The 24313-nt window shown below is 60.5% G+C and carries 23 protein-coding genes and 1 tRNA gene; 10 read left to right on the top strand and 14 right to left on the bottom strand.

Annotated features, from left to right (window positions below):
- Nucleotides 1-795, bottom strand: coding sequence for an IclR family transcriptional regulator (locus CKW35_RS08190; protein WP_016488187.1), 795 nt, complete (start codon nucleotides 793-795; stop codon nucleotides 1-3).
- 274 nt (nucleotides 796-1069) lie between these two features.
- On the opposite strand from CKW35_RS08190, the gene CKW35_RS08195 reads away from it, so the two are divergent.
- The 4 genes from CKW35_RS08195 (at nucleotide 1070) to CKW35_RS08210 (ending at nucleotide 5604) form a co-directional block, all read left to right on the top strand.
- Nucleotides 1070-2500, top strand: coding sequence for an MFS transporter (locus CKW35_RS08195; protein ID WP_095115659.1), 1431 nt, complete (start codon nucleotides 1070-1072; stop codon nucleotides 2498-2500).
- A 155-nt stretch (nucleotides 2501-2655) separates the two neighbouring features.
- On the top strand, nucleotides 2656-3480 hold the full coding sequence (locus CKW35_RS08200; protein ID WP_095115661.1) for a shikimate dehydrogenase: 825 nt from the start codon (nucleotides 2656-2658) through the stop codon (nucleotides 3478-3480).
- Between the two features lie 288 nt (nucleotides 3481-3768).
- The gene (locus CKW35_RS08205; RefSeq protein ID WP_095115663.1) at nucleotides 3769-4767 is read left to right on the top strand and encodes a Gfo/Idh/MocA family protein; all 999 of its coding nucleotides are present in this window, start codon (nucleotides 3769-3771) and stop codon (nucleotides 4765-4767) included.
- 30 nt (nucleotides 4768-4797) lie between these two features.
- Nucleotides 4798-5604 (top strand): IclR family transcriptional regulator, encoded by an 807-nt coding sequence (locus CKW35_RS08210; protein ID WP_082421987.1) that lies wholly within the window; start codon nucleotides 4798-4800, stop codon nucleotides 5602-5604.
- 69 nt (nucleotides 5605-5673) lie between these two features.
- Here the strand turns inward: CKW35_RS08210 and CKW35_RS08215 are convergent, their stop codons facing one another.
- Nucleotides 5674-6483: a sugar phosphate isomerase/epimerase gene (locus CKW35_RS08215; RefSeq protein ID WP_095115666.1), complete on the bottom strand. Its 810-nt coding sequence runs from the start codon at nucleotides 6481-6483 to the stop codon at nucleotides 5674-5676.
- Between the two features lie 268 nt (nucleotides 6484-6751).
- Here CKW35_RS08215 and CKW35_RS08220 point away from each other — a divergent pair, with 268 nt between their 5' ends.
- Complete coding sequence (locus CKW35_RS08220) at nucleotides 6752-7543, top strand: SDR family NAD(P)-dependent oxidoreductase (RefSeq protein WP_095115668.1); 792 nt, start codon at nucleotides 6752-6754, stop codon at nucleotides 7541-7543.
- A 289-nt stretch (nucleotides 7544-7832) separates the two neighbouring features.
- Here the strand turns inward: CKW35_RS08220 and CKW35_RS08225 are convergent.
- From CKW35_RS08225 to CKW35_RS08255, 7 genes are all read right to left on the bottom strand, one after another.
- Nucleotides 7833-7908 (bottom strand) — tRNA-Gly (locus CKW35_RS08225).
- A gap of 63 nt (nucleotides 7909-7971) precedes the next feature.
- Complete coding sequence (gene pgsA / locus CKW35_RS08230) at nucleotides 7972-8532, bottom strand: CDP-diacylglycerol--glycerol-3-phosphate 3-phosphatidyltransferase (protein WP_016488197.1); 561 nt, start codon at nucleotides 8530-8532, stop codon at nucleotides 7972-7974.
- Between the two features lie 33 nt (nucleotides 8533-8565).
- The gene (gene uvrC, locus CKW35_RS08235; protein WP_016488198.1) at nucleotides 8566-10389 is read right to left on the bottom strand and encodes an excinuclease ABC subunit UvrC; all 1824 of its coding nucleotides are present in this window, start codon (nucleotides 10387-10389) and stop codon (nucleotides 8566-8568) included.
- Nucleotides 10390-10395: 6 nt separating this feature from the next.
- The gene (uvrY, locus tag CKW35_RS08240; protein WP_023047491.1) at nucleotides 10396-11034 is read right to left on the bottom strand and encodes a UvrY/SirA/GacA family response regulator transcription factor; all 639 of its coding nucleotides are present in this window, start codon (nucleotides 11032-11034) and stop codon (nucleotides 10396-10398) included.
- A 63-nt stretch (nucleotides 11035-11097) separates the two neighbouring features.
- Nucleotides 11098-11487, bottom strand: coding sequence for a helix-turn-helix domain-containing protein (locus CKW35_RS08245; protein ID WP_016488200.1), 390 nt, complete (start codon nucleotides 11485-11487; stop codon nucleotides 11098-11100).
- A 120-nt stretch (nucleotides 11488-11607) separates the two neighbouring features.
- A complete protein-coding gene (locus CKW35_RS08250) occupies nucleotides 11608-12039 on the bottom strand; it encodes a GNAT family N-acetyltransferase (protein ID WP_016488201.1) in 432 nt (143 codons plus the stop codon).
- A 60-nt stretch (nucleotides 12040-12099) separates the two neighbouring features.
- Complete coding sequence (locus CKW35_RS08255; protein ID WP_016488202.1) at nucleotides 12100-12486, bottom strand: DUF488 domain-containing protein; 387 nt, start codon at nucleotides 12484-12486, stop codon at nucleotides 12100-12102.
- A 127-nt stretch (nucleotides 12487-12613) separates the two neighbouring features.
- Between CKW35_RS08255 and CKW35_RS08260 the strand changes: the two genes are divergently transcribed.
- The gene (locus tag CKW35_RS08260) at nucleotides 12614-14230 is read left to right on the top strand and encodes an inorganic phosphate transporter (protein WP_023047494.1); all 1617 of its coding nucleotides are present in this window, start codon (nucleotides 12614-12616) and stop codon (nucleotides 14228-14230) included.
- A 77-nt stretch (nucleotides 14231-14307) separates the two neighbouring features.
- Here CKW35_RS08260 and CKW35_RS08265 read toward each other — a convergent pair whose 3' ends face one another.
- From CKW35_RS08265 to CKW35_RS08275, 3 genes are all read right to left on the bottom strand, one after another.
- Nucleotides 14308-15003 (bottom strand): glutathione S-transferase N-terminal domain-containing protein, encoded by a 696-nt coding sequence (locus CKW35_RS08265; protein ID WP_016488204.1) that lies wholly within the window; start codon nucleotides 15001-15003, stop codon nucleotides 14308-14310.
- Nucleotides 15004-15090: 87 nt separating this feature from the next.
- Entirely contained in the window at nucleotides 15091-15588 is a 498-nt protein-coding gene (locus tag CKW35_RS08270) for a PaaI family thioesterase (RefSeq protein WP_095115670.1), read from the bottom strand.
- Between the two features lie 57 nt (nucleotides 15589-15645).
- On the bottom strand, nucleotides 15646-17028 hold the full coding sequence (locus CKW35_RS08275) for an amino acid permease (RefSeq protein WP_016488206.1): 1383 nt from the start codon (nucleotides 17026-17028) through the stop codon (nucleotides 15646-15648).
- A 256-nt stretch (nucleotides 17029-17284) separates the two neighbouring features.
- Between CKW35_RS08275 and gcvA the strand changes: the two genes are divergently transcribed.
- The gene (gene gcvA, locus CKW35_RS08280) at nucleotides 17285-18181 is read left to right on the top strand and encodes a transcriptional regulator GcvA (protein WP_016488207.1); all 897 of its coding nucleotides are present in this window, start codon (nucleotides 17285-17287) and stop codon (nucleotides 18179-18181) included.
- A 235-nt stretch (nucleotides 18182-18416) separates the two neighbouring features.
- Nucleotides 18417-19667: an aspartate aminotransferase family protein gene (locus CKW35_RS08285; RefSeq protein WP_095115672.1), complete on the top strand. Its 1251-nt coding sequence runs from the start codon at nucleotides 18417-18419 to the stop codon at nucleotides 19665-19667.
- Between the two features lie 3 nt (nucleotides 19668-19670).
- Here CKW35_RS08285 and CKW35_RS08290 read toward each other — a convergent pair whose 3' ends face one another.
- Nucleotides 19671-19973 (bottom strand): hypothetical protein, encoded by a 303-nt coding sequence (locus CKW35_RS08290; RefSeq protein ID WP_016488209.1) that lies wholly within the window; start codon nucleotides 19971-19973, stop codon nucleotides 19671-19673.
- A 140-nt stretch (nucleotides 19974-20113) separates the two neighbouring features.
- On the opposite strand from CKW35_RS08290, the gene CKW35_RS08295 reads away from it, so the two are divergent.
- Both CKW35_RS08295 and fusA read left to right on the top strand, forming a co-directional pair.
- Nucleotides 20114-20539 (top strand): hypothetical protein, encoded by a 426-nt coding sequence (locus CKW35_RS08295; protein WP_016488210.1) that lies wholly within the window; start codon nucleotides 20114-20116, stop codon nucleotides 20537-20539.
- Nucleotides 20540-20612: 73 nt separating this feature from the next.
- Nucleotides 20613-22724 (top strand): elongation factor G, encoded by a 2112-nt coding sequence (gene fusA, locus CKW35_RS08300; RefSeq protein WP_095115673.1) that lies wholly within the window; start codon nucleotides 20613-20615, stop codon nucleotides 22722-22724.
- A 112-nt stretch (nucleotides 22725-22836) separates the two neighbouring features.
- On the opposite strand, the gene CKW35_RS08305 is transcribed toward fusA, so the two are convergent.
- Entirely contained in the window at nucleotides 22837-24279 is a 1443-nt protein-coding gene (locus tag CKW35_RS08305) for a SulP family inorganic anion transporter (RefSeq protein WP_016488212.1), read from the bottom strand.
- Nucleotides 24280-24313 lie beyond the last annotated feature (34 nt).

Genomic DNA, 24313 nt, shown 5'->3' on the forward strand with positions numbered 1-24313 from the left:
TCACCCCTGCACGCTGGGTTGCCGAGGCCATACCGTCCCGAGCTTGTTCGCAGCATCCTCGAGCAGTGCATGCAATTCGTCATAGCGGTCTGGATGCATCCGTAACACCGGGCCGGCAATACTCATGGTCCCGACCACAACTCCCGACGGGATCATCTTCACCGGCACCGCGATAGCCCACACACCGGCCTCAGCCTCTTCCACAACGAGGCCATAACCCCGTGACCTGGTCGCCGCCAAATCGGAAAGCAAGCGTTCAACGGTATTGATAGCCTTAGGGCCTTTGCCTACACCCAGGTCTTTGCCCAGACCGTCGCGGATAGCAATTTCGACAGCTTGCTCGTCAGGCATGGATGCAAGCCAGGCTTTGCCGTTTGCAGTGGTGTACAGATTGATTGGCTGATCCATGGCTGGCGAGTACATCAACCCAGGTGCAGCGCCTTGAGCCGAGGCGAGCCAGGACAAACCGCCCTCGCAGACGACAGTCAGGCGTACCAGCTCATGGGATAAAGACGCTACGTTTTCGATAATCGGCTGCACAAGCTCCGGCAGCCCGATGCCGTTCAGGTAACGCTGCCCTAAAAGCGCCAGCTTGAGTGTCAGCCGGTATTGGGAGGTCGCCTCATCCTGCTCGGCCCAGCCTTGTTCTACCAACTGCGCAAGCACACGGTGGGCCGGCCCCTTTTCCATCCCCAGTTCACCTGCAATATCAGACATTCGCATCCAGCGGGCCTCACGAGCCAGCAGCTCGATAGCCTCAAGGCAGCGATCAACAGCACCTTTAACGACTCTCATGGAATTCTTCTCAGCTGGTTATGAGCAGCGCCAACCAAAATGTCACGCTGTTCTATTTGGAACACAGTTACAATAGTAAGCACCGTGTCCTCGTCAAGTCAACGCAAATGCACGCCTGCCATCAACACCGAACCGGGCTTGAGCTGCCAGCCTATTGCAGGTCGACGACCGGGGCGTGAGACCTGCCAGCAGCCTTGACAAAGGCAATGCTCCGGAACAACATTACAAATGGAACGACGTTACAATAACAAAATCACGGTACCGGAGACACTTCATGAGCCATGGCATCCCGAGCGATCCACACTCCAAGCGTCAGTCGAGGAAGGCCGCCGCTAGCGGCTGGATCGGCTCGGCGTTGGAGTACTACGACTTTTTCATTTATGCCACTGCCGCAGCCTTGCTTTTCCCACAGCTGTTTTTTCCAACGGACAATCCCACCGTCGGCATCATCGTTTCACTTGCCAGCTTCGGGGTTGGGTACATCGCACGACCTATAGGCGCGGTGGTGCTGGGGCACCTGGGTGACCGCCATGGGCGCAAGACAGTCCTGGTCTACTGCATGTTCTTGATGGGCTTTTCGACCATGTGCATTGGCTTGCTCCCGACCTACGACCAGATCGGCGTGTGGGCTCCCGCGATACTGATTACCTTGCGTCTGATCCAAGGGTTCGCGGTTGCCGGCGAGGTGTCTTGTGCAAGCTCCATGACCATGGAGCATGCACCTGACGGGCGCCGTGGTTACTTCGCCAGCTTTACCCTTCAAGGCGTGCAAGCCGGGCAACTGCTAGCGGCGGCGGTGTTCCTGCCACTGGCCCAATTCATGCCCGCAGATGCTTTTGCGTCCTGGGGCTGGCGAATTCCGTTCCTGCTGAGCGCTGTGGTGCTTGTGGTCGGCTGGATCATCCGCCGTGAAGTCCATGAGGCCCCGGTCTTCGCTGAGGCGCAAGCAGGGTACAAGCCTCGCAAATTGCCAGTGGTCGAAGTGCTCACCGAAAGCTGGAAGGATGTGTTGCGCGTCGTCTGCATGGCACTCTCTGCAGTCCTTGCAATCCTCGCCTCCGTGTTCGGCGCCACCTATGCAGTCCAGCCTGCTTACGGTATTGGCTTCCCCTCAGGCTTGTTCATGTGGATTCCTGTCCTGGGCAATTTGTGCGCGGTGATACTTATCCCATTCGTCGGTAGACTCTCTGACAGAATTGGGCGTCGCCCCCCAGTGATCGTGGGCGTGCTCTGCGGCGGCCTGTTGTCGTTTGGGTACCTCTATGCCATCAGCATCCACAATCTCTGGCTGTCTCTGATCCTGTCGCTTCTCATGTGGGGTGTGGCCTACCAAGGCTTCAATGGTGTTTTCCCAAGCATGTTCCCAGAGTTGTTCCGCACCCGGGTACGCGTCACCGGTATGGCTATCGGTCAAAACATCGGCGTGGCATGCACAGCGTTTCTGCCAGCGCTGTTCGTATCGGTTGCGCCGCCTGGCACCGAAAATATCCCGCTGAAAATTGGCGCCCTGACGTTTGGTATCTGTGCGATCTGCGCAATTGCGGCGTTCACGACCCGCGAAACGTTCCGTATTCGTCTGAGCGAACTTGGCGACCCCAACGCGGTGCCGATGTCGAAGGAGGAGTACGAACTGCTGCAGGAAAAGTCCAATCCCAGATCGAGCAGTAGCGCCCCCAATCAAGCGCTGAAAAATCAACTGCTGTGACGCACACCTGACAACCAGACCCATCACGCTCAACGTGTTGCGCAATTGCCCTGCGCAGCACGTTGAGCCCCAAGGCGATGAACGTGTGCGCCGCCAGCAAGCATCCAACCCGCGAGCTGGCAATTGCGTGCACTCGCCACCTACAGTAGGTTCACATGCATCCCCACATCACCGGCAAAACACGCATCTATGGACTGATAGGTGACCCGCTCAAGAGCGCCAGGTCGCCGATGCTGCTGAACAGGCTATTCGCCGAAGCACAGACTGACGCCGTGTGCATTCCATTGGAGGTCGGTACGCAGGCCCTGGCCGAGTTCGTCAAAAGCGCGCGCGCTTTGCGCAACCTAGACGGGCTTCTGGTCACCATGCCGCACAAGCAGACCATGCTTGAAGTCGTGGACATCCTTCACCCCTCCGCGCGCCAGGTAGGGGCAATAAATGTGGTTCGCTGCGATAAGGACGGTCGCTGGGAGGGCGCTGTGTTCGACGGGCTCGGCTGCGTACTGGGGATGCAGCGTCAGGGTGTTTCTGTGCTTGGGAAATCTGTCCTGCTGGTCGGAGCCGGCGGCTCGGGAAGGGCTATCGCTTTTGCCGTGGCCGCTGCTGGCGCCTACTCACTGACCATTTCTGATCTGGACCCGCACCGCGCCGCTGACCTGGCGCAAAGCGCTGGCAAAGAGGGTTCGTGCAATGTGCATGCAGGTCCACCAGACCCGGAAGGTCATGACATCGTTATCAATGCGACGCCTCTCGGCATGAACCCCGATGATCCGATGCCAGTAGAAGCAGAGCGTTTAACCCCCGCCATGGTGGTGGTCGACATCATCACTCGATCCGAGCCAACCGCGTTGTTACTGACGGCACAAGCGCGCGGATGCAAAACCCTTGATGGCGAGCCCATGCATTTAGGACAGGCCTTGCTGGCACTTGATTTTCTGGGCTTCAAAAACATCGAGCGTCGCTACTCAACGGGACTTTAGTACCCCTCCTCCCCTCGGCAGCCAGCACGAGGGTTCTTCATTGCGTCAATCAAAACCTCCACGATGCGCATGCTCTCGGCCCGCTCACCTCCGTGATGCTGGCCGCCATGCCTTGCCAGCGTTTGGCACCCCAATAGAACGTAACTTACTTCCGTTCGTAACAGGGTCATGCTAGCCTGCTGGCAACCTCTGCAGTGTCGCTTGCGCGCTATTCGTCGGTGGTCCGATCCGAAACCCCGTTAGCGTCGCCAAGTTTGTCAAACATACTTATTAATAAAGGGTGGATGTTTGAAAGTCGTTCTCCTGGAAGTCAGCCACTGGCACACCCCGCTCTATCTTGATGCTCTGGAGCGTCTGCCTGATGTAACGGTCACGGCGGTATCCGACGCAACGGGGTCGCGGGGGCCTGCTCTCGCCCAGCGTTTCGGAGCAAAACTTTACGATCACTGGGAAACCCTGCTGGAAAACGAGGAAGCTGATTTTGCCTTCGCCTTTGGCCCGCACGATGAGCTGCATGCCATGGGCGAGGCATTGATTGAGCAAAAGGTCCCCTTCGCGATGGAAAAGCCTTGCGGGCTAACCCAACACGAAGTGCTGGATCTTTACCAACGCACACAGGCCAGCGGCCTGTTCGTGGCGGTGCCGTTGATATGGAGGCACAGCGAGTTATTGAACCGCCTGAAACAGCAAGCCAGGCAGAGTGATGCCAAGTGGAGAACCCTGGCGTTTCGATTCAACGCTGGCCCGCCTGGACGCTACCTGACCAACAGTTGCTCCTGGATGCTTGAGCCGAAACGCTCAGGTGGCGGATGCACGATCAATCTCGCCCCTCATTTCGTCGATCTGGTTCAGGAAATTTCCGGCGAGGCGATTCGAAGCGTGTCAGCCGTGATGTATCGCGACCCGCTACTGACAGCCGTAGAGATCGGCTCGTTGATGACCCTGGTGACCGAGAGTGGGTGCATCTGCACTATCGAAACGGGGTACAATTATCCCGCCAATACGCCCGAGCAACGGGAGTATTCATTTTCAATGTCAACGGATCAGTTCTACGCACGCTCCACCGCAGATGGCATGCGGCTGGTGGACGCGTCCGGGCAGGCAAGTGACCTGCACATGAGCTTGAACTCTGACGTGTATTACGACAACTTCGTAATCGACATACTCGCGCCTGACCGTGATATTGCTTATGCAGGTGCCGGGCTCGCCACCATGCACCGCGTCATGCGTATCATCGAGGCGGCCTATGAGTCAGATCGCCTGGGTGGTGTTCCCATCAAGGTCTAAAACGCTGGCACGAAATTAAGGATTAGAAAATTGTCACATATAGGCCGCTACTTCAATACTTTGGAACTGCTCCTTTCCCATCCAGGCGGCCTCGCCCTGTCTGACATCAGTGAACAGACTCAAGTGGCTATGGCCACAGCTCACCGTATATTGAGCGCCCTGCGGGAAAGAGGCTACGTTTACCAAGACGAGCAGGACCACTACTGCCTGACGCTTAAAATTCCCAGCATGGGCGTGAACTACATCAGTGAAACCGGCTTTGCCAGAATAATGCAACCTTTGCTCGACGAACTCGCCAGCGAAACCGGCGAGCATGTTCGCCTGGCGGAAGTTGCTGAGGATCATCTGAGTTGGGTGCTGCAGGCCACGAATAACACCAGGGGCCTTCAATACCGCCGCGCCCTGGACGAAAAAATCATCCCCCATACCACCGCGGCTGGTAAAGCATGGCTCTCCACCATGCCTGATGAGCGCGCCATGCGCATTCTCGCCGCCTGGGATATCGAGAAAAGCCGAGAGTACGCAGGGCCCAACGCTCGCGTTTCGATACGCGATATTTTCGATGACATCGCCCTGATCCGCAAAGAGGGGCATGCTGTAGTCAGAGAAGAAGGTGAAGTGGGTGTGTGCGTTGTGGCAGTGCCTGTATTCGATAAAACACGCCCGGCCAACTCAGCCCCGGTGGCAACCCTCAGCATCGCCGGCCCTATCGCCCGCATGCGAGAGGAAACCCTGAATGCTCATATCGAACATCTGAAACAGTCCGCCATCAAGGTTGGCGAGTGCTGGTCGCTGTGGACTTCGGTCAACGGTGAAAGCCCGCTACCTGCACGCTGACGCTCTGACTTGGACCTGGGCCCATTGCGGGCCTCAGGGCTACTGTGATGACGAGCGATTGAAACGCAATTACGGAATGTTCCAACCCTTCTCCCGCAGATCCTGCACACCTTTGTTCAGCTCGTACAAGGCGTTTTCTTCGCGGATGATTTCGAGCACGCAGTTTTCAATACCGCAGGTCGCCTGAACGGCCTCACCCAGTCCGACGAAATCCACGACTCCGGTGCCCACTGGATCATGGCCCCAAACATCCATGCCGGTGTCGGACACATGCACAAAGTCGATAGCGCTGCGATAGGTCAGCAGACTGGCTACCGGATCCTCACCTATGTAAGCAGCGTTGGCGATGTCATATACGACCCTGACGACATCATCATTGATAGTGGCAACAACCTCTGCCAGCTCCCCCATCGTAGGCGTGAAGCAATACGGGGTATTTTCCAGCAGCAAGCGAACACCCGCCTGTTTCGCAAGCGGCGTTAAAACCGCCAGGCTCTCGTACATCCAGTCATAAGTCTTTTCAAGCGGTGGAGAAATCATCGGGCGCCGGGTACCCGGGGATATCACCACCTCTTGGGTATCCCAAGCGACTGCCAGGTCAATCACTGCCTTGATGTGATCGATGCTCTTCTGACGCATATTGGCGGCGGGACTGGCCAGGTTGACGTCATAGCCGCCGGCATTGAGCGACCTGATCTTTGCGTCGTACTGACGCAGACGCACGCTTGCAGCAGAACGCTCTGCAATAGACATTTCCACCGGCCAGCAATGGGGCGAGCTTACGGGCACCTCGAACACGCGGTGCCCATGCTCTGACAACTGCGCAATTGCATCGATTGCCGTGGATGACCACAGATAAGAAAACGTGCTGATGATCATATCGAAACATCCTTTCAGTTGAGGACTCACCGAAGTGAAACGGGCCATTCATATTATGAATTTTGTGGGGTGACCACTATCGCCTGCAGGAAGACGCGATGATGGATGCACCTGGAGAGCGACAGCCACTGCGCTGTCAAGGACATCCTGATGACGAAAAAAACGATAACGGAACTGGATTCCATTGTCAATTTGATTGCAAAGTACCTTCCAGTTTTGTAGTTTGAGCCTTCCACCTAAAACAAAATCTACGTGTGAGGGCAATTGAATGAGAGCTTTGGTGAGTGGCGGTAGTAGCGGCATCGGTGCTTCTACATGCCTGAGGATCGCGGAGGCTGCACTTGCCCGGGGCTCGCAGCCGAAAATTGCCGTGTGCGGGCAGACGTCAAACGCGACGCAGGACGACGTCGTTCGAACGATAGAGTCGATGGGTGGCATCGCGATCTCGCTGTCGGGTGATCTCGGCGACCCTGCAGTACCTGACCAACTTGTAGCAGCTGCAGCAGCCGAATTTGGGGGGCTTGACGCGCTTGTTGCGAATGCTGGCATCGCCAGCCCGGGCGCGATCTGTAGCTTGTCCATCAAGGATTGGGACGACATGTTCGCCGTGAATCTTCGCGGCGCCTGGCTGCTAGCCAAAGCGGCCTACCCGCACCTTCGCGAGAGCCGAGGCTCAGCGTGCTTCACCTCGTCGATGTCTGGCCAGCTTCCGCATGCCGGCTCTGGCGCCTACAGCCCCACCAAGGCAGCATTAACCATGTTGGCGCAAACGCTGGCGCTGGAGTGGGCACCTGATGGCATCCGAGTGAATGTCGTGTCGCCAGGTATGACGCATACACCCATGTCTGAAAAAATGTACGCAGACCCACAGATCAAGAGAGCACGGGAAGGGATTATTCCGCTGGGGAGAATTGGTGAGCCAATGGATATCGCGAACGTGATCGAGTTTCTCGTTAGCCCGCTAGCCGGCTTTGTTACCGGGCAGGATATTTGTGTCGATGGCGGCTTCTCCAAGTCGATACTTAGCCATATCCCGGGGCGACCGAGCTCGAAATCCTAGCCACGGCAGCAGATTGAGCTCCATGTTGAATGGATTCAGGCCAGACTCACAGCCTGGCGGGCTCAAAGGGCATTTTACGAATGCGGGGGCGCGGCTTTTAGCGAATGTGAGGATTCATGAGCAGCTCTCCCCGCAGAAACGAATTGGGCGATTTCAATTCTGGACTAGTTGCTGCCTTTGAAATGCCGGGATAACGCTGATTTTCGGTGAAGACTGTAGAAACGAAAAAAGGCCCCTAAGGGCCTTTTCGACGATATACCGATTCTGATTAAACCTGTATATCTTTATTTGGAGCGGGAAACGAGACTCGAACTCGCGACCCCGACCTTGGCAAGGTCGTGCTCTACCAACTGAGCTATTCCCGCGTCGTGATGGGTGCCATTCTAGCGATTTCTAAAACAGCGTCAACCCCTTGATTCAAAAAAAGTTTATTTCTGTTCAGAACCTTCGCGCAGGTGCGGCCAGGCGGCCAGCAGGTAATGCACCATCGACCACAGCGTCAGCCCCGCCGCCACCAGCAGCAGCCCGTAGCCCAGGATCACCCAGAACGTTACCGCTGGCGGGTTGCCCAGCAGGATCACCAGCGCCAGCATCTGCGCGGCGGTCTTCCACTTGCCAAGGTTGGACACCGCCACGTGCGCCCGCGCGCCCAGCTCAGCCATCCACTCGCGCAGCGCCGACACCACGATTTCGCGGCCGATGATGACCGCCGCCGGTAGGGTCAGCCAGAAGTTGGCGTGGGTCTGCACCAGCAGTACCAGGGCCACCGCCACCATCAGCTTGTCGGCCACCGGGTCCAGAAAGGCACCGAACGGCGTGCTCTGCTGCAGGCGACGCGCCAGGTAGCCGTCCAGCCAGTCAGTGGCGGCGGCAACGGCAAACACGCTGCTGGCGGCCATGTAGCTCCACTGATAAGGCATATAGAACAGCAGAATGAAGCACGGAATGAGCAGGACGCGTAGAACGGTGAGCAGGTTTGGAATATTCATCGGTACGACTGGCTGCAAGTTGAGCCCGGCATTCTACTCGCTATGCAGGCTGGCATAAATCGACTCGGCAAGCTTTTTACTGATGCCGGGGGCTTTGGCGATTTCATCGATACTGGCGCGGTTGAGCTCCTGCAGGCCGCCGAAATGTTTCAGCAGGTCGCGCCGGCGCTTGGGCCCTACCCCGGCCACATCCTCCAGGCTCGACACCCGGCGGGCCTTGCCGCGGCGAGCGCGGTGGCCGGTAATGGCAAAACGGTGGGCTTCGTCGCGGATCTGCTGGATCAGGTGCAGGGCCGGCGAATCACCCTTTAGGGTGAACTCGTGGTGCACGTCGTTCAGGTACAGGGTTTCGAAACCGGCCTTGCGGGTGACGCCCTTGGCCACACCCAGCAGGGTCAGGTCGGTGAAGCCCAATTCCTGCATCACATCCCGGGCCATGTTCAACTGCCCCTTGCCGCCATCCACCAGCAACACGTCGGGCAGCTTGCCCTCACCATCCTTGATACGCCCGTAACGGCGGGTCAGGGCCTGGTGCATGGCGGCGTAGTCATCGCCGGCTGTGACGCCTTCGATGTTGAAGCGGCGATAGTCGGACTTCAGCGCGCCTTCGGGGCCGAACACCACGCAACTGGCCACGGTGGCTTCACCACTGGAATGGCTGATGTCGTAGCATTCCAGCCGCTGCGGTACTTCGTCCAGGCCCAGCACTTCGGCCAAGGCCTCGAAACGTGCGGCCATGTGCTGGCGGTTGGCCAGGCGAGCGTTCAGCGCCTGCTCGGCGTTGGTCACTGCCAGCTGCTGCCAGCGGGCGCGCGTGCCGCGTACCCGGTGGCTGATGGTCAGCTCGCGGCCACGCAGCGTGTGCAGCGCTGCGGTGATGGCATCGAAGTCTTCGTGAACAACGTTGACGATCAACTCGCTGGGCAATTCCCGTTCTGCGTTGCCCAGGTAGTACTGGGAAAGGAATGCGGCCATGACCTCGGCCACCTCCTCCTCGATGCCCACCTGCGGGAAGAAGTTCTTGCTGCCCAGCACCCGGCCGCCGCGCACGCTGATCAGGTGCACGCAGGCGCCACCGGGGTTGACGAAAGCGGCGATGACATCGACGTCGCCACTGCCGCCTTCGATGTACTGCTGGTCCTGCACGCGGCGCAACAAGGCGATCTGGTCGCGCAACTCAGCGGCCTTCTCGAAGTCGAGGGCCATGGCGGCCTTCTCCATCTCGGCATTGAGCTCGTTGCCCAGTTGCTGGCTGCGGCCTTCCAGAAACATCACCGAGTGGCGCACATCCTCGGCGTATTCTTCGGGGGTGACCAGGTCGGTGCAGGGCCCTTTGCAGCGTTTGATCTGGTACTGCAGGCACGGCCGGGTGCGGTTGGCGTAGTAACTGTCTTCACACTGGCGCACCGAAAAAGCCTTTTGCAGCAAGCTTAGGCTTTCGCGGATGGCGCCAGCACTGGGGTACGGGCCAAAGTAGCGGCCCTTGGCCTTCTTCGCCCCACGGTGAATGCCCAGCCGCGGGAACTCACCGTCGGACAGGAACACGTAGGGGTAGGATTTGTCGTCGCGCAGCAGGATGTTGTACGGCGGCCGCCATTCCTTGATCAGGTTCTGCTCCAGCAGCAACGCCTCGGTTTCGTTGGCGGTGATGGTGGTTTCGACCTGGGCGATGCGCGCGACCAGCGCAGCGGTCTTGGGCGCCAGGCCGGTCTTGCGGAAATAGCTGGCCAGGCGTTTCTTGAGGTTCTTGGCTTTGCCCACGTAAAGCAGGCGGGCTTCGGCGTCGAACATCCGGTAAACGCCCGGGCGACCACTGCAGGTGGCCAGGAATGCGCTGGCATCAAACACTTGGGACATGAGGTTCTACAGGCTTGCGTCGACCATGCCGTGGCGAACGGCCAGCAAGGTCAGTTCGACGTCGCTGGTGACCGAGAGTTTTTCAAAGATCCGATAACGGTAAGTATTGACGGTCTTGGGCGAGAGGCACAACTTGTCAGAGATGATCTGCACTTTCTGGCAGCCAACGATCATCAGGGCAATCTGGATTTCCCGCTCCGACAGTGTATCGAACGGTGAGCCCTGTGGCTGGAAAGGTTTCAGCGCCAACTGCTGGGCGATTTGCGGGCTGATGTAGCGCTGGCCGGCAAAAGCCAGACGGATGGCCTGAACCATCTCGTCAAGGCCTGCGCCCTTGGTCAGGTAGCCGGCGGCACCGGCTTGCAACAGGCGGGTGGGGAACGGGTCTTCCTCGCACACGGTCACGGCCACTACCTTGATATCCGGGTGGCTGCGCAGCAGTTTGCGGGTGGCCTCAAGGCCGCCGATGCCGGGCATTTTCACGTCCATCAGCACCACGTCCGGCTTCAGCTCGCGGGCCAGTTTGAGCGCGGATTCACCCGAGTCCCCCTCACCCACCACCTGCAAGCCGTCGATGTCGGCCAGCATGCGGGTAATACCGGTTCGTACCAGATCGTGATCGTCGACCACTAAGACCCTAATCAAGCACACACCTCGTCAGCAGGGCGATTGGATCCCGCCACCTTAACAAAATTTTTCCAGGCGGGTCTAACGCATTGCTTCTGTAAGAAACGCCTGACGCACAACAGTGACAGGCCTCACCGTTTGCCTGGGCTTGATATCGCTGCTCAAGCGGCCAAGCAGGTGCCAGATGGCCGCCTGGTCGTCGATCGGCAATTGCCGGAAGGCGCCCAGCAGCCCTGACTCATCCGTACTCAACCCTTCTAGCGGGGCCGGCGTGCGCATGCCACTAAGCACGTACAGTGCATCCACCCCCCTGGCCGCCAGTGCTGCCAGGTAATCGACCCGCGGCGTACGCTCGCCACTTTCGTACTTGCCCTGGGCATTGGGTTCGACCCCACCGATATCGCCAAACACGCGCTGGGTCATGCCCAAGCGCTCACGTTCTTCCCGCAGCCGCGGACCAATCCCGTTCATTGTGGGCTTCTCCTTATCCCTGATCACGCTCATCCTCTGCCGCCCCGTCTACGGGCGACCGTGAGCGCCTGGGCTCACTATGCCGCTGCGCTTCGGTCGCGACAAGCCATCATTACGCTACTAGCCAATCGTACGTTGCATGCGCACAAAGCACTCATCCTCACCCATTTCGACAAAGCCATGGCGTTGGTACAACAGGCGCGCCGGGTTGCTGCGAAACACCATCAGCCTGAGCAACGGCAGGCGCCGCTGCCCGGCCCACAGCGCCAGCTCTTCCAATACCCAGCTGCCGACACCGCGCCCGCGATGTTCGGGCAACAGGTGCAACTCGCGGATAAACAGCGCCTGGCGGTCCTGGCTGAGGCTGCAGAAACCCAACAGGCTGTCGCCTTCGCTGATCAGCCACTGCTCGCGCCAACCCCAGGCCTGGTCGAACGCGTCCTCGATCCAGAGCAGGTCAAATTCACGGTAATACCGCAGCATGGCGCGCCGCGTGAGGTCGCGGGCGAACGTACGGTGACTGTCGTTGGCGGGAATCAAATGTAGCGGCATCGCACAATGGGCTCTGGAGATTGGCAGGGCCGGCGATGAGGCCGGTGCAGCAAATATCACTCACTGGGCATAGCATACGGGTGAACTGCCAGGCCCATGCCGGTCCAGTTCGCTTTCCAGCCATTCGGCCAGCACCCGGGCGTTATTGTGCTCGGTGTCCTTGCCTGCATAAAGCAGGGTTAGCAACCCCTTTCCGGCCAGGTCCAGCAGGGGGTACCAATGCTCTGGATGGGCAGCCAATTCTTCCTGGTAGCGCTGGGTAAAACCGGTAAAGTCGACCGCCCCCTGGTGAAACGCCTTGCGCAATTCATTGGAGGGTGCCACTTCGCGCAACCACTGCCCGTGCAGGTTTTCCTTGCGCAGGTGGCGCGGCCACAGGCGGTCGACCAGCACTCGCTGGCCATCGTCGCTCGCGACCGCATCGTAGACACGCTTGCAGCGGATCATGGCTGTCTCCGGCATTTACCGTCCGTCTTGAGCCTAGATAATTCATTGATCGAGGTCACGGCCGGGTTGCGAATTGTTTCTATGCTCAAGGCCTTCGGCAACTTGCCCAATGCCAACCGGAGCCATCATGGCAACCCCGCTACTGGCCAGCCAGCCGCACCTGGCCCAACGCGACGCCCGCCCGCCACTTGCCCACAAGCCTGGGCGCGCCACCCTCGTGTTGTTCTTCGGCCTGCTGCTGGCGGGTATCGCCTACACCGCCTGGAGCCTGAAACAGGATGTCAGCGCCAGCGGCACGGTCATCACCACGTTCACGCCGTTTCTGCTGCTGGGCCTGGCACTGCTGGTTGCCCTGGGCTTCGAATTCGTCAATGGCTTCCACGACACCGCCAACGCGGTAGCCACCGTGATCTATACCCATGCGCTGCCGGCACCGGTCGCTGTGGTATGGTCCGGGCTGTGCAACTTTCTGGGCGTGCTGCTTTCCAGTGGCGCAGTGGCATTCGGCATCATCGCCCTGCTGCCCGTGGAACTGATTCTACAGGTAGGCTCCTCGGCCGGCTTCGCGATGGTTTTTGCCTTGCTGTTGGCGGCGATCATCTGGAACCTCGGCACCTGGTGGCTGGGGCTGCCGGCGTCATCCTCGCACACCCTGATCGGCTCGATCATCGGTGTGGGGGTGGCCAATGCGCTGATGCATGGGCGTGACGGCACCAGCGGCGTGGACTGGGCCCAGGCCAGCAAGGTGGGTTACGCCCTGCTGTTCTCCCCCCTGATCGGCTTTGCCTGCGCCGCCCTGTTGTTGCTAGCCTTGCGTGCACTGGTCAAGCGTCAAGCTTTGTATCAGGCGCCACAAGGCCATACACCGCCGCCTTGGTGGATTCGTGGCGTACTGATCCTGACGTGTACCGGGGTGTCCTTCGCCCACGGCTCCAACGATGGCCAGAAAGGCATGGGCCTGATCATGTTGATCCTGGTCGGCACCCTGCCAATGGCGTATGCGCTGAACAAAACCATGCCCAATGAGCAGGCCTTGCAGTTTTCCACCGTCGCCGAAGTGACCCGCCAGGCACTGGTGCGCAGCGCCCCACAAGCGGCCCCGGCCGATCCGCGCCAGACCCTGACCGCGTTCATTGGCGAGCCCAAGGCCAGCGCGGAACTGGTACCGGCACTGGCGGCGTTGACCGGGATGATCGGCGAAGAGGTCAAAAGCTACGGCTCGCTCAAGCGCATACCTGCCGAGGCTATGGCCAATGTGCGCAATGATATGTACCTGACCAGCGAAGCCATCCGCCTGATCGAGAAAAACCGCCTGGTGGCATTCAATGCCGATACCCGCAGCCAGGTGCAACTGTTCAAGACTCAACTGGACGACGCCACCCGCTACATTCCGCTATGGGTCAAGGTGGCTGTGGCCATCGCGCTGGGGCTGGGGACGATGGTTGGCTGGCGGCGCATCGTGGTGACAGTGGGCGAGAAGATCGGCAAGACCCACCTGAGCTATGCCCAAGGTGCCTCGGCGGAGGTGGTTGCCATGTGCACCATTGGCGCAGCGGACATGTTCGGGTTGCCGGTTTCGACCACCCATGTGCTGAGCTCGGGGGTGGCGGGGACCATGGTGGCGAATGGGTCGGGGATTCAGAAGCGCACGCTGTTCAACTTGCTGATGGCCTGGGTGCTGACCTTGCCGGCGGCGATGCTGTTGGCTGGCAGCCTGTACTGGCTGCTGAACCACATTTTCTAAACCTGAACTGCGCCCTTTGCAGGAGCGGCCTTGTGCCGCTCCTGCAGGGACCGGTGTACGTGACGGGTTCTGCGTTATCAGCCCGGGATTTTCAGGCCGCGTTGCACCGCCGGCCGTTCGAGGAAATTCGCCAGCACCCGCTGCACTTCCTTGAACTGGTCGAAGCCCACCAACTCACGCGCGTTGTAGCGATCCACCAGGTTACGCACCCAAGGGAAGATGGCGATGTCGGCGATGCTGTACTCGTCAGCCATCCACTCCCGACCTTTCAAATGCCGATCCAGCACACCCAGCAGCCGCTTGGACTCGTTGACGTAGCGGTCACGCGGGCGCTTGTCTTCATATTCCTTGCCAGCGAAGAAATGGAAGAACCCGACCTGGCCGAACATCGGCCCGATGCCGCCCATCTGGAACATCAGCCACTGCAGCGTCTGGTAACGCTGGGCAGGGTCCTGGCTGAGCAGTTGTCCACTTTTTTCCGCCAGGTACTGCAAGATCGCCCCGGATTCGAACAGCGGCAATGGCTGGCCGCCAGGCCCGTCCGGGTCAAGGATGGCGGGGATCTTGTTGTTGGCGCTGAGCGAAATGAATTCGGGGCTCAACTGGTCATCGTTATCGAAGCTGACCTTGTGCGCCTCGTAGGCCAGGCCGATTTCTTCGAGCATGATCGACACCTTGACGCCATTGGGCGTCGGCAGCGAATACAGCTGCAGGCGTTCAGGGTGTTTGGCGGGCCACTTGCGAGTGATGGGGAAAGCACTGAGATCGGTCATGATCAACCTTGCCTGGGGAATGAACCTGTCACTCTAGAGACATCCCCGGCCGCTGACCATCACCGACCACTCATCCGGGCCGGCAACTCAAGCCTGGCCATGGGCCTTGAGTTTGAGCTTTTCGGTATCGACACGGACAAACACCGAGTCGGCCGTCACCGTCAGCACATCCTCGGCCCAGACCTCGCAAATCACCCGGCTTTTGCACCCCACCTCCCCTTCGACTCGGGCTTTGAGCAAAAGCTCCACACCCATCGGGGTAGGTTTCAGGTAAGTCAGGTTGAGTGTGCCAGTCACGCAATCGATACGCGGCAGGCTGCCTGGCTCGCGGCCTTCGTTGCGGTAGTGGTAGGCCATGGCCGCCCAGTTGGAATGGCAGTCGACCAGCATCGCCAGCAGGCCGCCGTAAACCAGGCCGGGCCAGCCGATAAAGGTGCTGTCGGGTGCGTGCCGGCATACCAGGTGGATGCCGTCGGTGTCCCAGTGGCTTTGCAGGTGCAGCCCACTGGGGTGGGCGCAGCCGCAGCCGTAGCAGGTGCCTTCAGGCGCCGCAAGGGCCTGAAGGGAGAGTGGGTGGTCAGTCATACGCTTCCTGTGCTTGTTGGAATGGGGGCGCGCAACGCCCCCATTAAAGCAGAAACATCAGGCGGCTTGGGCAACCCCCTGGGCACGCCGTTGGGTCAGCGAAACCAGCAGGATGAATGCTGTCACCCCAGCGGTCATCAGGGTTTCATAGCGGTAGGCATCGCTGAACAGCATGTAGCCCAGCACCATGACGATGGTGCCGATCACCAGCCAGGTCAGCCAGGGGAACAGCCACATCTTCAGCTCCAGCGGGCGCCCTTCGCGGTCCGCACGCGCACGCATGCGCAGCTGCGACACGGCAATCACCAGGTACACCAGCAAGGCGATGGCGCCGGTGGTGGACAGCAAGAAGCCGAACACCTTACCCGGGAACACATAGTTGACCAGGCACCCGGCAAAACCGGCCAGCGTCGAGAAGATGACCGCCACGGTCGGCACGCCCGAGCCGGAGATACGCTTGGTCATGCTCAGTGCCTGGCCACGGGCGCCCAGCGAATACAGCATGCGCGACGCGGTGTACAGGCCCGAGTTCATGCAACTGGTCACTGCAACCAGCACCACCAGGTCGACCAACAGCTTGGCGCCTGGCACGTTCAGCACTTCCAGCACGCGCTGGAACGAACCGACTGCTTTCAGCGCAGGGTCATTCCAGGCTACCAGCGACACCACCAGGAAGATCGACGCCAGGTAGAAGATGGCAATGCGGTACACCACCAGGTTGGTGGCACGGCGGATCTTGTCTTTCGGGTTTGCGGTTTCGTCAGCGGCAATGGTGACGATTTCGGCGCCGAAGAACGAGAAGATGGTGATCAGCACACCACCGAGCACCGTGCCGAACCCGTTGGGCATGAAGCCGCCGTTGTCCCACAGCCGGCTGACTCCGGACACCTCGGCCAGCGGCCAGAAGCCGAATACCGCCAGGCTGCAGACCACAATGAAGGCAATGATCGCCACCACCTTGACCAGTGCGAACCAGTACTCGAAGGCACCAAAGTTCTTCACGCTGATCAGGTTTGTGCACGACAGCACCAGCATGATCAGGAAGGCAAACAACCAGGACGGTACGCCGGGGAAGTAAGCATGCAGGATGTCGGCGCCAGCGATGGCCTCCACCGGAATGATCAGCACCCAGAACCACCAGTACAACCAGCCGATGGTAAAGCCCGCCCAAGGGCCGATGGCTTCTGAGGCATAGGTGGAGAACGAGCCGCTGTTAGGGTTGGCGATGGCCATTTCGCCCAGCATGCGCATCACCAGCAATACCAGCAGGCCGGTCATGGCGTAGGAAATGAGGATGGCCGGGCCGGCGGTGGCGATGGCGTTCGACGAGCCGATGAACAGGCCGGCGCCGATGATGCCGGCAATGGAGATCATGGACACCTGACGGGAAGTCAGGCCGTGCTGCAGGGAACGCTGTTTCTTGTTGTCTTGCGAAGCCATGAAGAACCCTCGAATGGGTCGGCCGCGACAAAGCGGCTGAAGGTCGGAGCAGAATTCTTGTAAATTTCTGATAGTCGTTTTTGTTGTTTTGCAGATGCCGGAAGCGGGTACTGACCTCCTCTTCACATGACCGGTTGTAATCGTTGATCCAGGTCAGTATTAATCTATAGGCCGGGGTCAACAAACGACCTTTTCGAACCACATGATTCCGCTTTGGAATGAACTCCTTCCTTTTTTTGCTCGGTATTTGCCCGTCATGTCCAAACGCCTGATGCCTTCGACCACCGCCCTTCAGTGCTTCGAAGCGGCTGCCCGCCACCTCAGCTTCACCCGCGCGGCCCAGGAACTGCACCTGACGCAAAGCGCCGTCAGCAAGCAGGTGGCGCAGCTCGAAGACATGCTCTCGCACTCCCTGTTCCAGCGCATTCGTCGGCGCCTGCACCTGACCCCGGCGGGTGCGCTGTACCTCACCGAAGTGAACAAGATCCTCACCCAGATCGATATTTCCAGCCGCTACATCCTCAGCTACGGCGACGAAACCGAAGTGCTGCGTATTGCTACCCAGCCTACCTTCGGCGCGCGCTGGCTAGTGCCCAAGCTCAAGGGTTTCGGCGACCGCTACCCCCGCATTCACCTGGACGTGCGCAACGAGCTGGAGCCATTCGACCTGGTGCAGGCCAAGGCCGACGTGGCTTTTTTCTTCGGCCAGGGCACCTGGCCTGGGGCCACTTGCATCGAGCTGTTCAGCGAAGAAGTGGTACCGGTATGCAGCCCGCAGCTGCTGGCCAACCACCCCTTTGAAAGCGCCCAGGCGCTTACCGAGCACCGCCTGCTGCAATGCGTGTCGCGCCCGGAGGCCTGGCATGAATGGTTCCTGGGGTTGGGGCTACACAGCCAGAACAGCTACCACGGGCCGCGTTTCGACACGTTCTACCTGTGCATCCGCGCAGCGATCGCCGGTTGCGGCATAGCCCTGATTCCGCGCTACCTGGTGGCCGAGGAGCTGAGCGAGGGCAAGCTGGTGGTGGCCTGGGACCACCCGGTGGCGAGCAACGGCAAGCACTTTATCGCGCATGCCGAGCATGCGGCCGAAGTGCCCAAGATCAGGGCCTTTGTGCAGTGGATTCGGGAGCGGGTGGCTGAGGGGGACTGATTGTGCTTGCCCTGGCCCTATCGCCGGCAAGCCAGCTCCCACGGAGATCGCACAATGCTTGGGTCCATGATGAACCTGTGGGAGCGGGTTTACCCGCGAAGAGGCCGGCACAGGCAACACACATACCGGCCAGTTCACGAATTCAGGGAATGACCGCAATCGAATAATTCGTTTGCGGAATAACCCCCCAACACGCTTGGATAATAAGAAACTTGAACAAAGGTCCCGCGTGCCCATGAACCAGGAAAGTATCAGCCCATCCATCGCCATCGTTCACCCGATCACACTTTCCCATGGCCGTAATGCCGAAGTCTGGGACACCGACGGCAAACGTTACATCGACTTTGTCGGCGGTATCGGCGTGCTCAACCTGGGCCACTGCAACCCCGCCGTGGTCGAAGCCATCCAGGCGCAAGCCACCCGTCTGACCCACTATGCCTTCAACGCCGCACCCCACGGTCCATACCTGGCGCTGATGGAACAGCTGAGCCAGTTCGTACCGGTCAGCTACCCGTTGGCCGGCATGCTCACCAATAGCGGTGCGGAAGCGGCAGAAAACGCCCTTAAAGTCGCCCGCGGTGCTACAGGCAAACGCGCCATCATTGCCTTCGACGGCGGCTTCCACGGCCGTACCCTGGCCACCCTGAACCTCAATGGCAAGGTAGCCCCTTACAAGCAACGGGTCGGCGAGCTGCCCGGACCGGTGTACCACCTGCCCTACCCCAGCGTGGATACCGGGGTTACCTGCGAGCAGGCGCTCAAGGCCATGGAGCGCCTGTTCAGCGTGGAGCTGGCCGTGGAAGACGTGGCAGCGTTCATCCTCGAACCGGTTCAGGGCGAAGGCGGTTTCCTCGCCCTCGACCCGGCCTTCGCCCAGGCCTTGCGCCGCTTCTGCGACCAACACGGCATCCTGATCATCATCGACGAGATCCAGTCCGGCTTCGGCCGCACCGGCCAGCGCTTCGCTTTCCCGCGCCTCGGCATCGAGCCCGACCTGCTGCTGCTGGCCAAGAGCATCGCCGGCGGCATGCCGCTGGGGGCGGTGGTCGGGCGCAAGGCATTGATGGCAGCACTGCCCAAGGGCGGCCTCGGTGGCACCTATTCGGGCAACCCGATTGCCTGTGCGGCGGCGTTGGCCAGCCTGGCGCAGATGACCGACGAAAACATCGCCACCTGGGGTGAGCGCCAGGAGCAGGCCATCGTCAGCCGCCACCAGCGCTGGAAGGCTTCGGGTCTGAGCCCGTACATCGGCCGACTGACCGGCGTGGGCGCCATGCGCGGCATCGAATTCGTCAATGCCGACGGCAGCCCGGCGCCGGCGCAACTGGCCAAGGTAATGGAGTCGGCACGGGCCAAGGGCTTGCTGCTGATGCCCAGCGGCAAGGCGCGACACATCATCCGCCTGCTGGCCCCCTTGACCATCGAAGCCGAGGTGCTCGAGGAAGGGCTGGATATCCTCGAGCAGTGCCTGGTGGAGCTGAACTGAGGCTTACAGGCCCAGTTCTTCGGGGGTCAGCATGTCGGATTCGAAGGCGATCCAGCCGCCTTCGAGTTCGGCGTGGCCGTTGACGATCGGGCCGTAGTAGGTCAGGCCGTTCTCCAGGGTCACGCAGATGTGCGTGGCCTGTTTTTCAGGTGCCGCGAGCGTACCGACGAAATGCACCTTCTTCAGGGTTTCGGTCACCGCTTCCAGGCCCACGCGCATGCTGGGGTTTTCCGAAGCTTCGGTATCTCCGCCACGGTCTTCGGCGCTGATGGTCACGGTGGCGGTGTACGGGTACTTGGTGCTCAAACGGGGTTACCTCAGTGGGTGTGTAGGCGTAAGGGCGCGTAGAGTACGGCAGGTGGTCTCTGTTGTCTCTACAGGTGATCTGAATGCCCCGATCTGTTAGGGTGCCCGCCGATGCACGCCACACCACACGAGGATCCCGAGTGAGCGCCGAAGAACCCCTGATCGCCGACCTGTTCGATGTCGATAAACGCCTGTCCCTCAAGCCCGTCGTGGACTTCAACAGCTACCTGCGCAACGCCTTCGGCGAAGGCCCGTGCCGCTGCCACCGCTGCACTGAAGGGGGTGACGAAAGCACCTACAGCCACGCCCACACCTTCACTTTTGCAAGCCGCCAGTGCCATCGCCGCTTCGCCAGTACATCAGGCAGCGATGTCGCCCAGGTATTGAAAAAGGCCTGGCTGTCGTACACCAAGGCCGACCTCAACCTGGTCGGCCCACTGGACCTGGCCACCCTCAAGACCTTCACCGAAGCGGACCTGCACCCGCGCCTGCTGGCGCTGCTCACGGCCAGTGGCCTGGCCCGTGAAGTGGATGGCCAATGGATGCTGCAAGCCCAGGCCGACTGACGGCCCGGCGGCAGGGCAGGATTCCACCGGTCTGCTAACGTGGTGGAATCCGCCCATCCGCAGGTAGTCCGCCATGGCCCGCACAACCCCCATCGAGCTATACCGCAATATCGGCATCGTCGCCCACGTGGACGCCGGCAAGACGACCACTACCGAGCGGATCCTGTTCTACACCGGGGTCAACCACAAGATGGGTGAGGTGCACGATGGCGCCGCGACCATGGACTGGATGGCCCAGGAGCAGGAACGCGGCATCACCATCACGTCGGCGGCCACCACGGCATTCTGGCAAGGCTCGACCAAACAGTTCGCGCACAAATACCGCTTCAACATCATTGATACCCCCGGCCACGTCGACTTCACCATCGAGGTGGAGCGTTCATTGCGCGTGCTCGATGGCGCGGTGGTGGTGTTCAGCGGCGCTGACGGGGTAGAGCCTCAGTCCGAGACGGTCTGGCGCCAGGCCAACAAATACCATGTGCCTCGCCTGGCCTACATCAACAAGATGGATCGCCAGGGCGCCGACTTCCTGCGGGTGGTCAAGCAGATCGACCAGCGCCTGGGGCACCACCCGGTGCCGATCCAGCTGGCCATCGGCAGCGAAGAAAACTTCATTGGCCAGATCGACCTGGTGAAGATGAAGGCCATCTACTGGAACGACGCCGACAATGGCACCAGCTACCGCGAAGAAGAAATTCCGGATGACCTGCGCGCGCTCGCTGACGAATGGCGCGCTCACCTGGTGGAAGCCGCTGCCGAAGCCAACGATGAGCTGACCCTGAAGTTTCTCGATGGTGAGGAGCTGAGCGTCGAAGAAATCAAGGCTGCCCTGCGCCAACGCACCATTGCCAACGAAATCGTCCCGACCATTCTCGGCTCATCGTTCAAGAACAAGGGTGTACCGCTGATGCTGGATGCGGTAATCGACTACCTGCCCGCCCCCTCGGAAATTCCTGCCATCCGCGGCACCGACCCGGACGACGAACAAAAGCACCTGGAACGGCACGCCGACGACAAAGAGCCGTTTTCAGCCTTGGCTTTCAAGATTGCCACCGACCCGTTCGTCGGCACCCTCACCTTCGCCCGCGTGTATTCCGGCGTGCTCAGTTCCGGCAACGCGGTACTCAACTCGGTCAAAGGCAAGAAGGAACGCATCGGCCGCATGGTGCAGATGCATGCCAATCAGCGTGCCGAAATCAAGGACGTGTGCGCAGGCGACATCGCCGCGCTGATCGGCATGAAGGACGTGACCACCGGCGACACCCTGTGCGACCTGGACAAACCGATCATCCTCGAACGCATGGATTTCCCTGACCCGGTGATTTCCGTGGCCGTGGAGCCGAAGACCAAGGCCGACCAGGAAAAAATGGGCATCGCCCTGGGCAAGCTGGCCCAGGAGGACCCGTCATTCCGCGTACGTACCGACGAAGAGACCGGCCAGACCATCATCTCGGGCATGGGCGAGTTGCACCTGGACATCATCGTCGACCGCATGCGCCGCGAGTTCAACGTCGAGGCCAACATCGGCAAGCCGCAGGTGGCTTACCGGGAAAAAATCCGCAATACCTGCGAGATCGAGGGCCGTTTTGTGCGCCAGTCCGGCGGCCGTGGCCAATACGGCCATTGCTGGATCCGTTTCGCCCCCGGCGACGAGGGCAAGGAAGGCCTGGAGTTCATCAACGAGATCGTCGGCGGCGTGGTACCGCGCGAGTACATACCCGCGATCCAGAAGGGCATCGAAGAGCAGATGAAGAACGGCGTGCTTGCCGGCTACCCGCTGATCAGCCTCAAGGCTGCCGTGTTCGACGGCTCGTACCACGATGTCGACTCCAACGAGATGGCCTACAAGATCGCTGCTTCAATGGCCACCAAGCAGCTGTCGCAGAAAGGCGGCGCGGTGTTGCTGGAACCGGTGATGAAGGTGGAGGTGGTGACGCCGGAGGAATACCAGGGCGACATTCTGGGCGACCTCAGCCGGCGCCGCGGGATGATCCAGGACGGTGACGAAACACCGGCTGGCAAGGTGATCCGCGCCGAGGTGCCGTTGGGCGAGATGTTCGGCTACGCCACCTCGATGCGGTCGATGACCCAGGGCCGGGCCAGCTTCTCGATGGAGTTCACCCGCTATGCCGAGGCCCCGGCGAGCATTGCCGATGGCATCGTCAAGAAGAATCGCGGGGAGTAAGTGGCTCTCCTGTTCCGGCCCCTTCGCGGCTAAAGCCGCTCCCACAAGGGATCGCATACCCCTGTGGGAGCGGCTTTAGCCGAAGGGGCCGGAACAGGCAGCCACAATTTTTTCAATGCTGCTCGCCAGCCCGCTTCAACAGCTTCTTGCACCGCTCCGACAAATGCACAACGCGCAAATGCTTGCCCGCCTTGGCATAGCGCTCGCGCAGGGTCTTGAGCGCCGCAATTGCCGAATAATCGACAAAGCTCAAATGCTGGCAATCCAGCGTGACCTGGGCCGGGTCCTGGGCCGGGTCGAACTGGTTGAGGAACGAGGCGGTCGAGGCAAAGAACAGGGTGCCATGTACCTGATAACGCTTGCCACCTTCAGCGTCCTCATGGCTGTCGGCGTACAGCTCTCGCGCATGCTGCCAGGCAAAGTTGAGCGCCGCGATGACGATGCCGAACAGCACCGCCATGGCCAGGTCGGTAAATACCGTCACCACGGTCACCGCAATGATCGCCAGCACATCGTTCACCGGCACCTTGTGCAGCACCCGCAGCGACGCCCAGGCGAAGGTCTGCTGGGCCACCACGAACATCACCCCGACCAGCGCTGCCAGCGGAATACGCTCGATCAGCGGCGACAGGAACAACACGAACAGCAAGATCATCACCCCGGCCACTACCCCGGACAGCCGGCCGCGCCCGTTGGAACTGAGGTTGATCACCGTCTGGCCAATCATTGCGCAACCGCCCATGCCACCGCACAGGCCCGAAACCATGTTCGCCGCACCCAGCGCCACGCATTCGCGGTCCGGGAAACCACGGCTCTCGGTCACTTCATCGGTCAGGTTGAGGGTGAGCAAGGTCTCCAGCAGGCCGACCATCGCCATCAGCACCGCGTAGGGGGCGATGATCTTCAGGGTGTCCAGATTCCAGGGTACATCCGGCAGCGCCAGCCCCGGCAGACCGCCTGCGATGTGCGCCATGTCGCCCAAGGTGCGGGTGGGCAGGTCGAGCAGGTACACCAGCAAGCCAACGCCCAGGATCGCCACCAGCGCCGGCGGTACCGCACGGGTCAATTTCGGCAGCACGTAGACCACCGCCATGGTCAGTGCCACCAAGCCGATCATCAGGTACAGCGGCGCGCCGCTGAGCCAGTGCTCACCCGCCTTGAAGTGCTCAAGCTGCGCCATGGCGATGACGATGGCCAGGCCATTGACGAAGCCGAGCATGACCGGGTACGGCACCAGGCGTACCAGCTTGCCCAGCCGTAGCAGGCCGAACAGGATCATCACCACGCCACCCAGCAGCACCGTGGCCAGCAGATACTGCGCGCCGTGCTGCACCACCAGCGCGACGATCACCACCGCCATGGACCCGGCAGCGCCGGAAATCATCCCCGGTCGACCGCCAAAGAGCGCCGTCAGCGTACAAATGATAAACGCGCCATACAGGCCCATCAGCGGGTTGAGGTGCGCCACCAGGGCAAAGGCGATGCACTCGGGCACCAGGGCGAACGAGGTGGTCAGGCCGGCGAGCAGGTCGGCGCGTATTCGGGCGGGCTTCATGGGTTTCCTGTGGTGCGGGACATTACAAAAACGA

Origin of the sequence: Pseudomonas sp. Irchel 3F3, from assembly GCF_900187545.1 — a bacterium.
Taxonomy (GTDB): domain Bacteria; phylum Pseudomonadota; class Gammaproteobacteria; order Pseudomonadales; family Pseudomonadaceae; genus Aquipseudomonas; species Aquipseudomonas fortuita.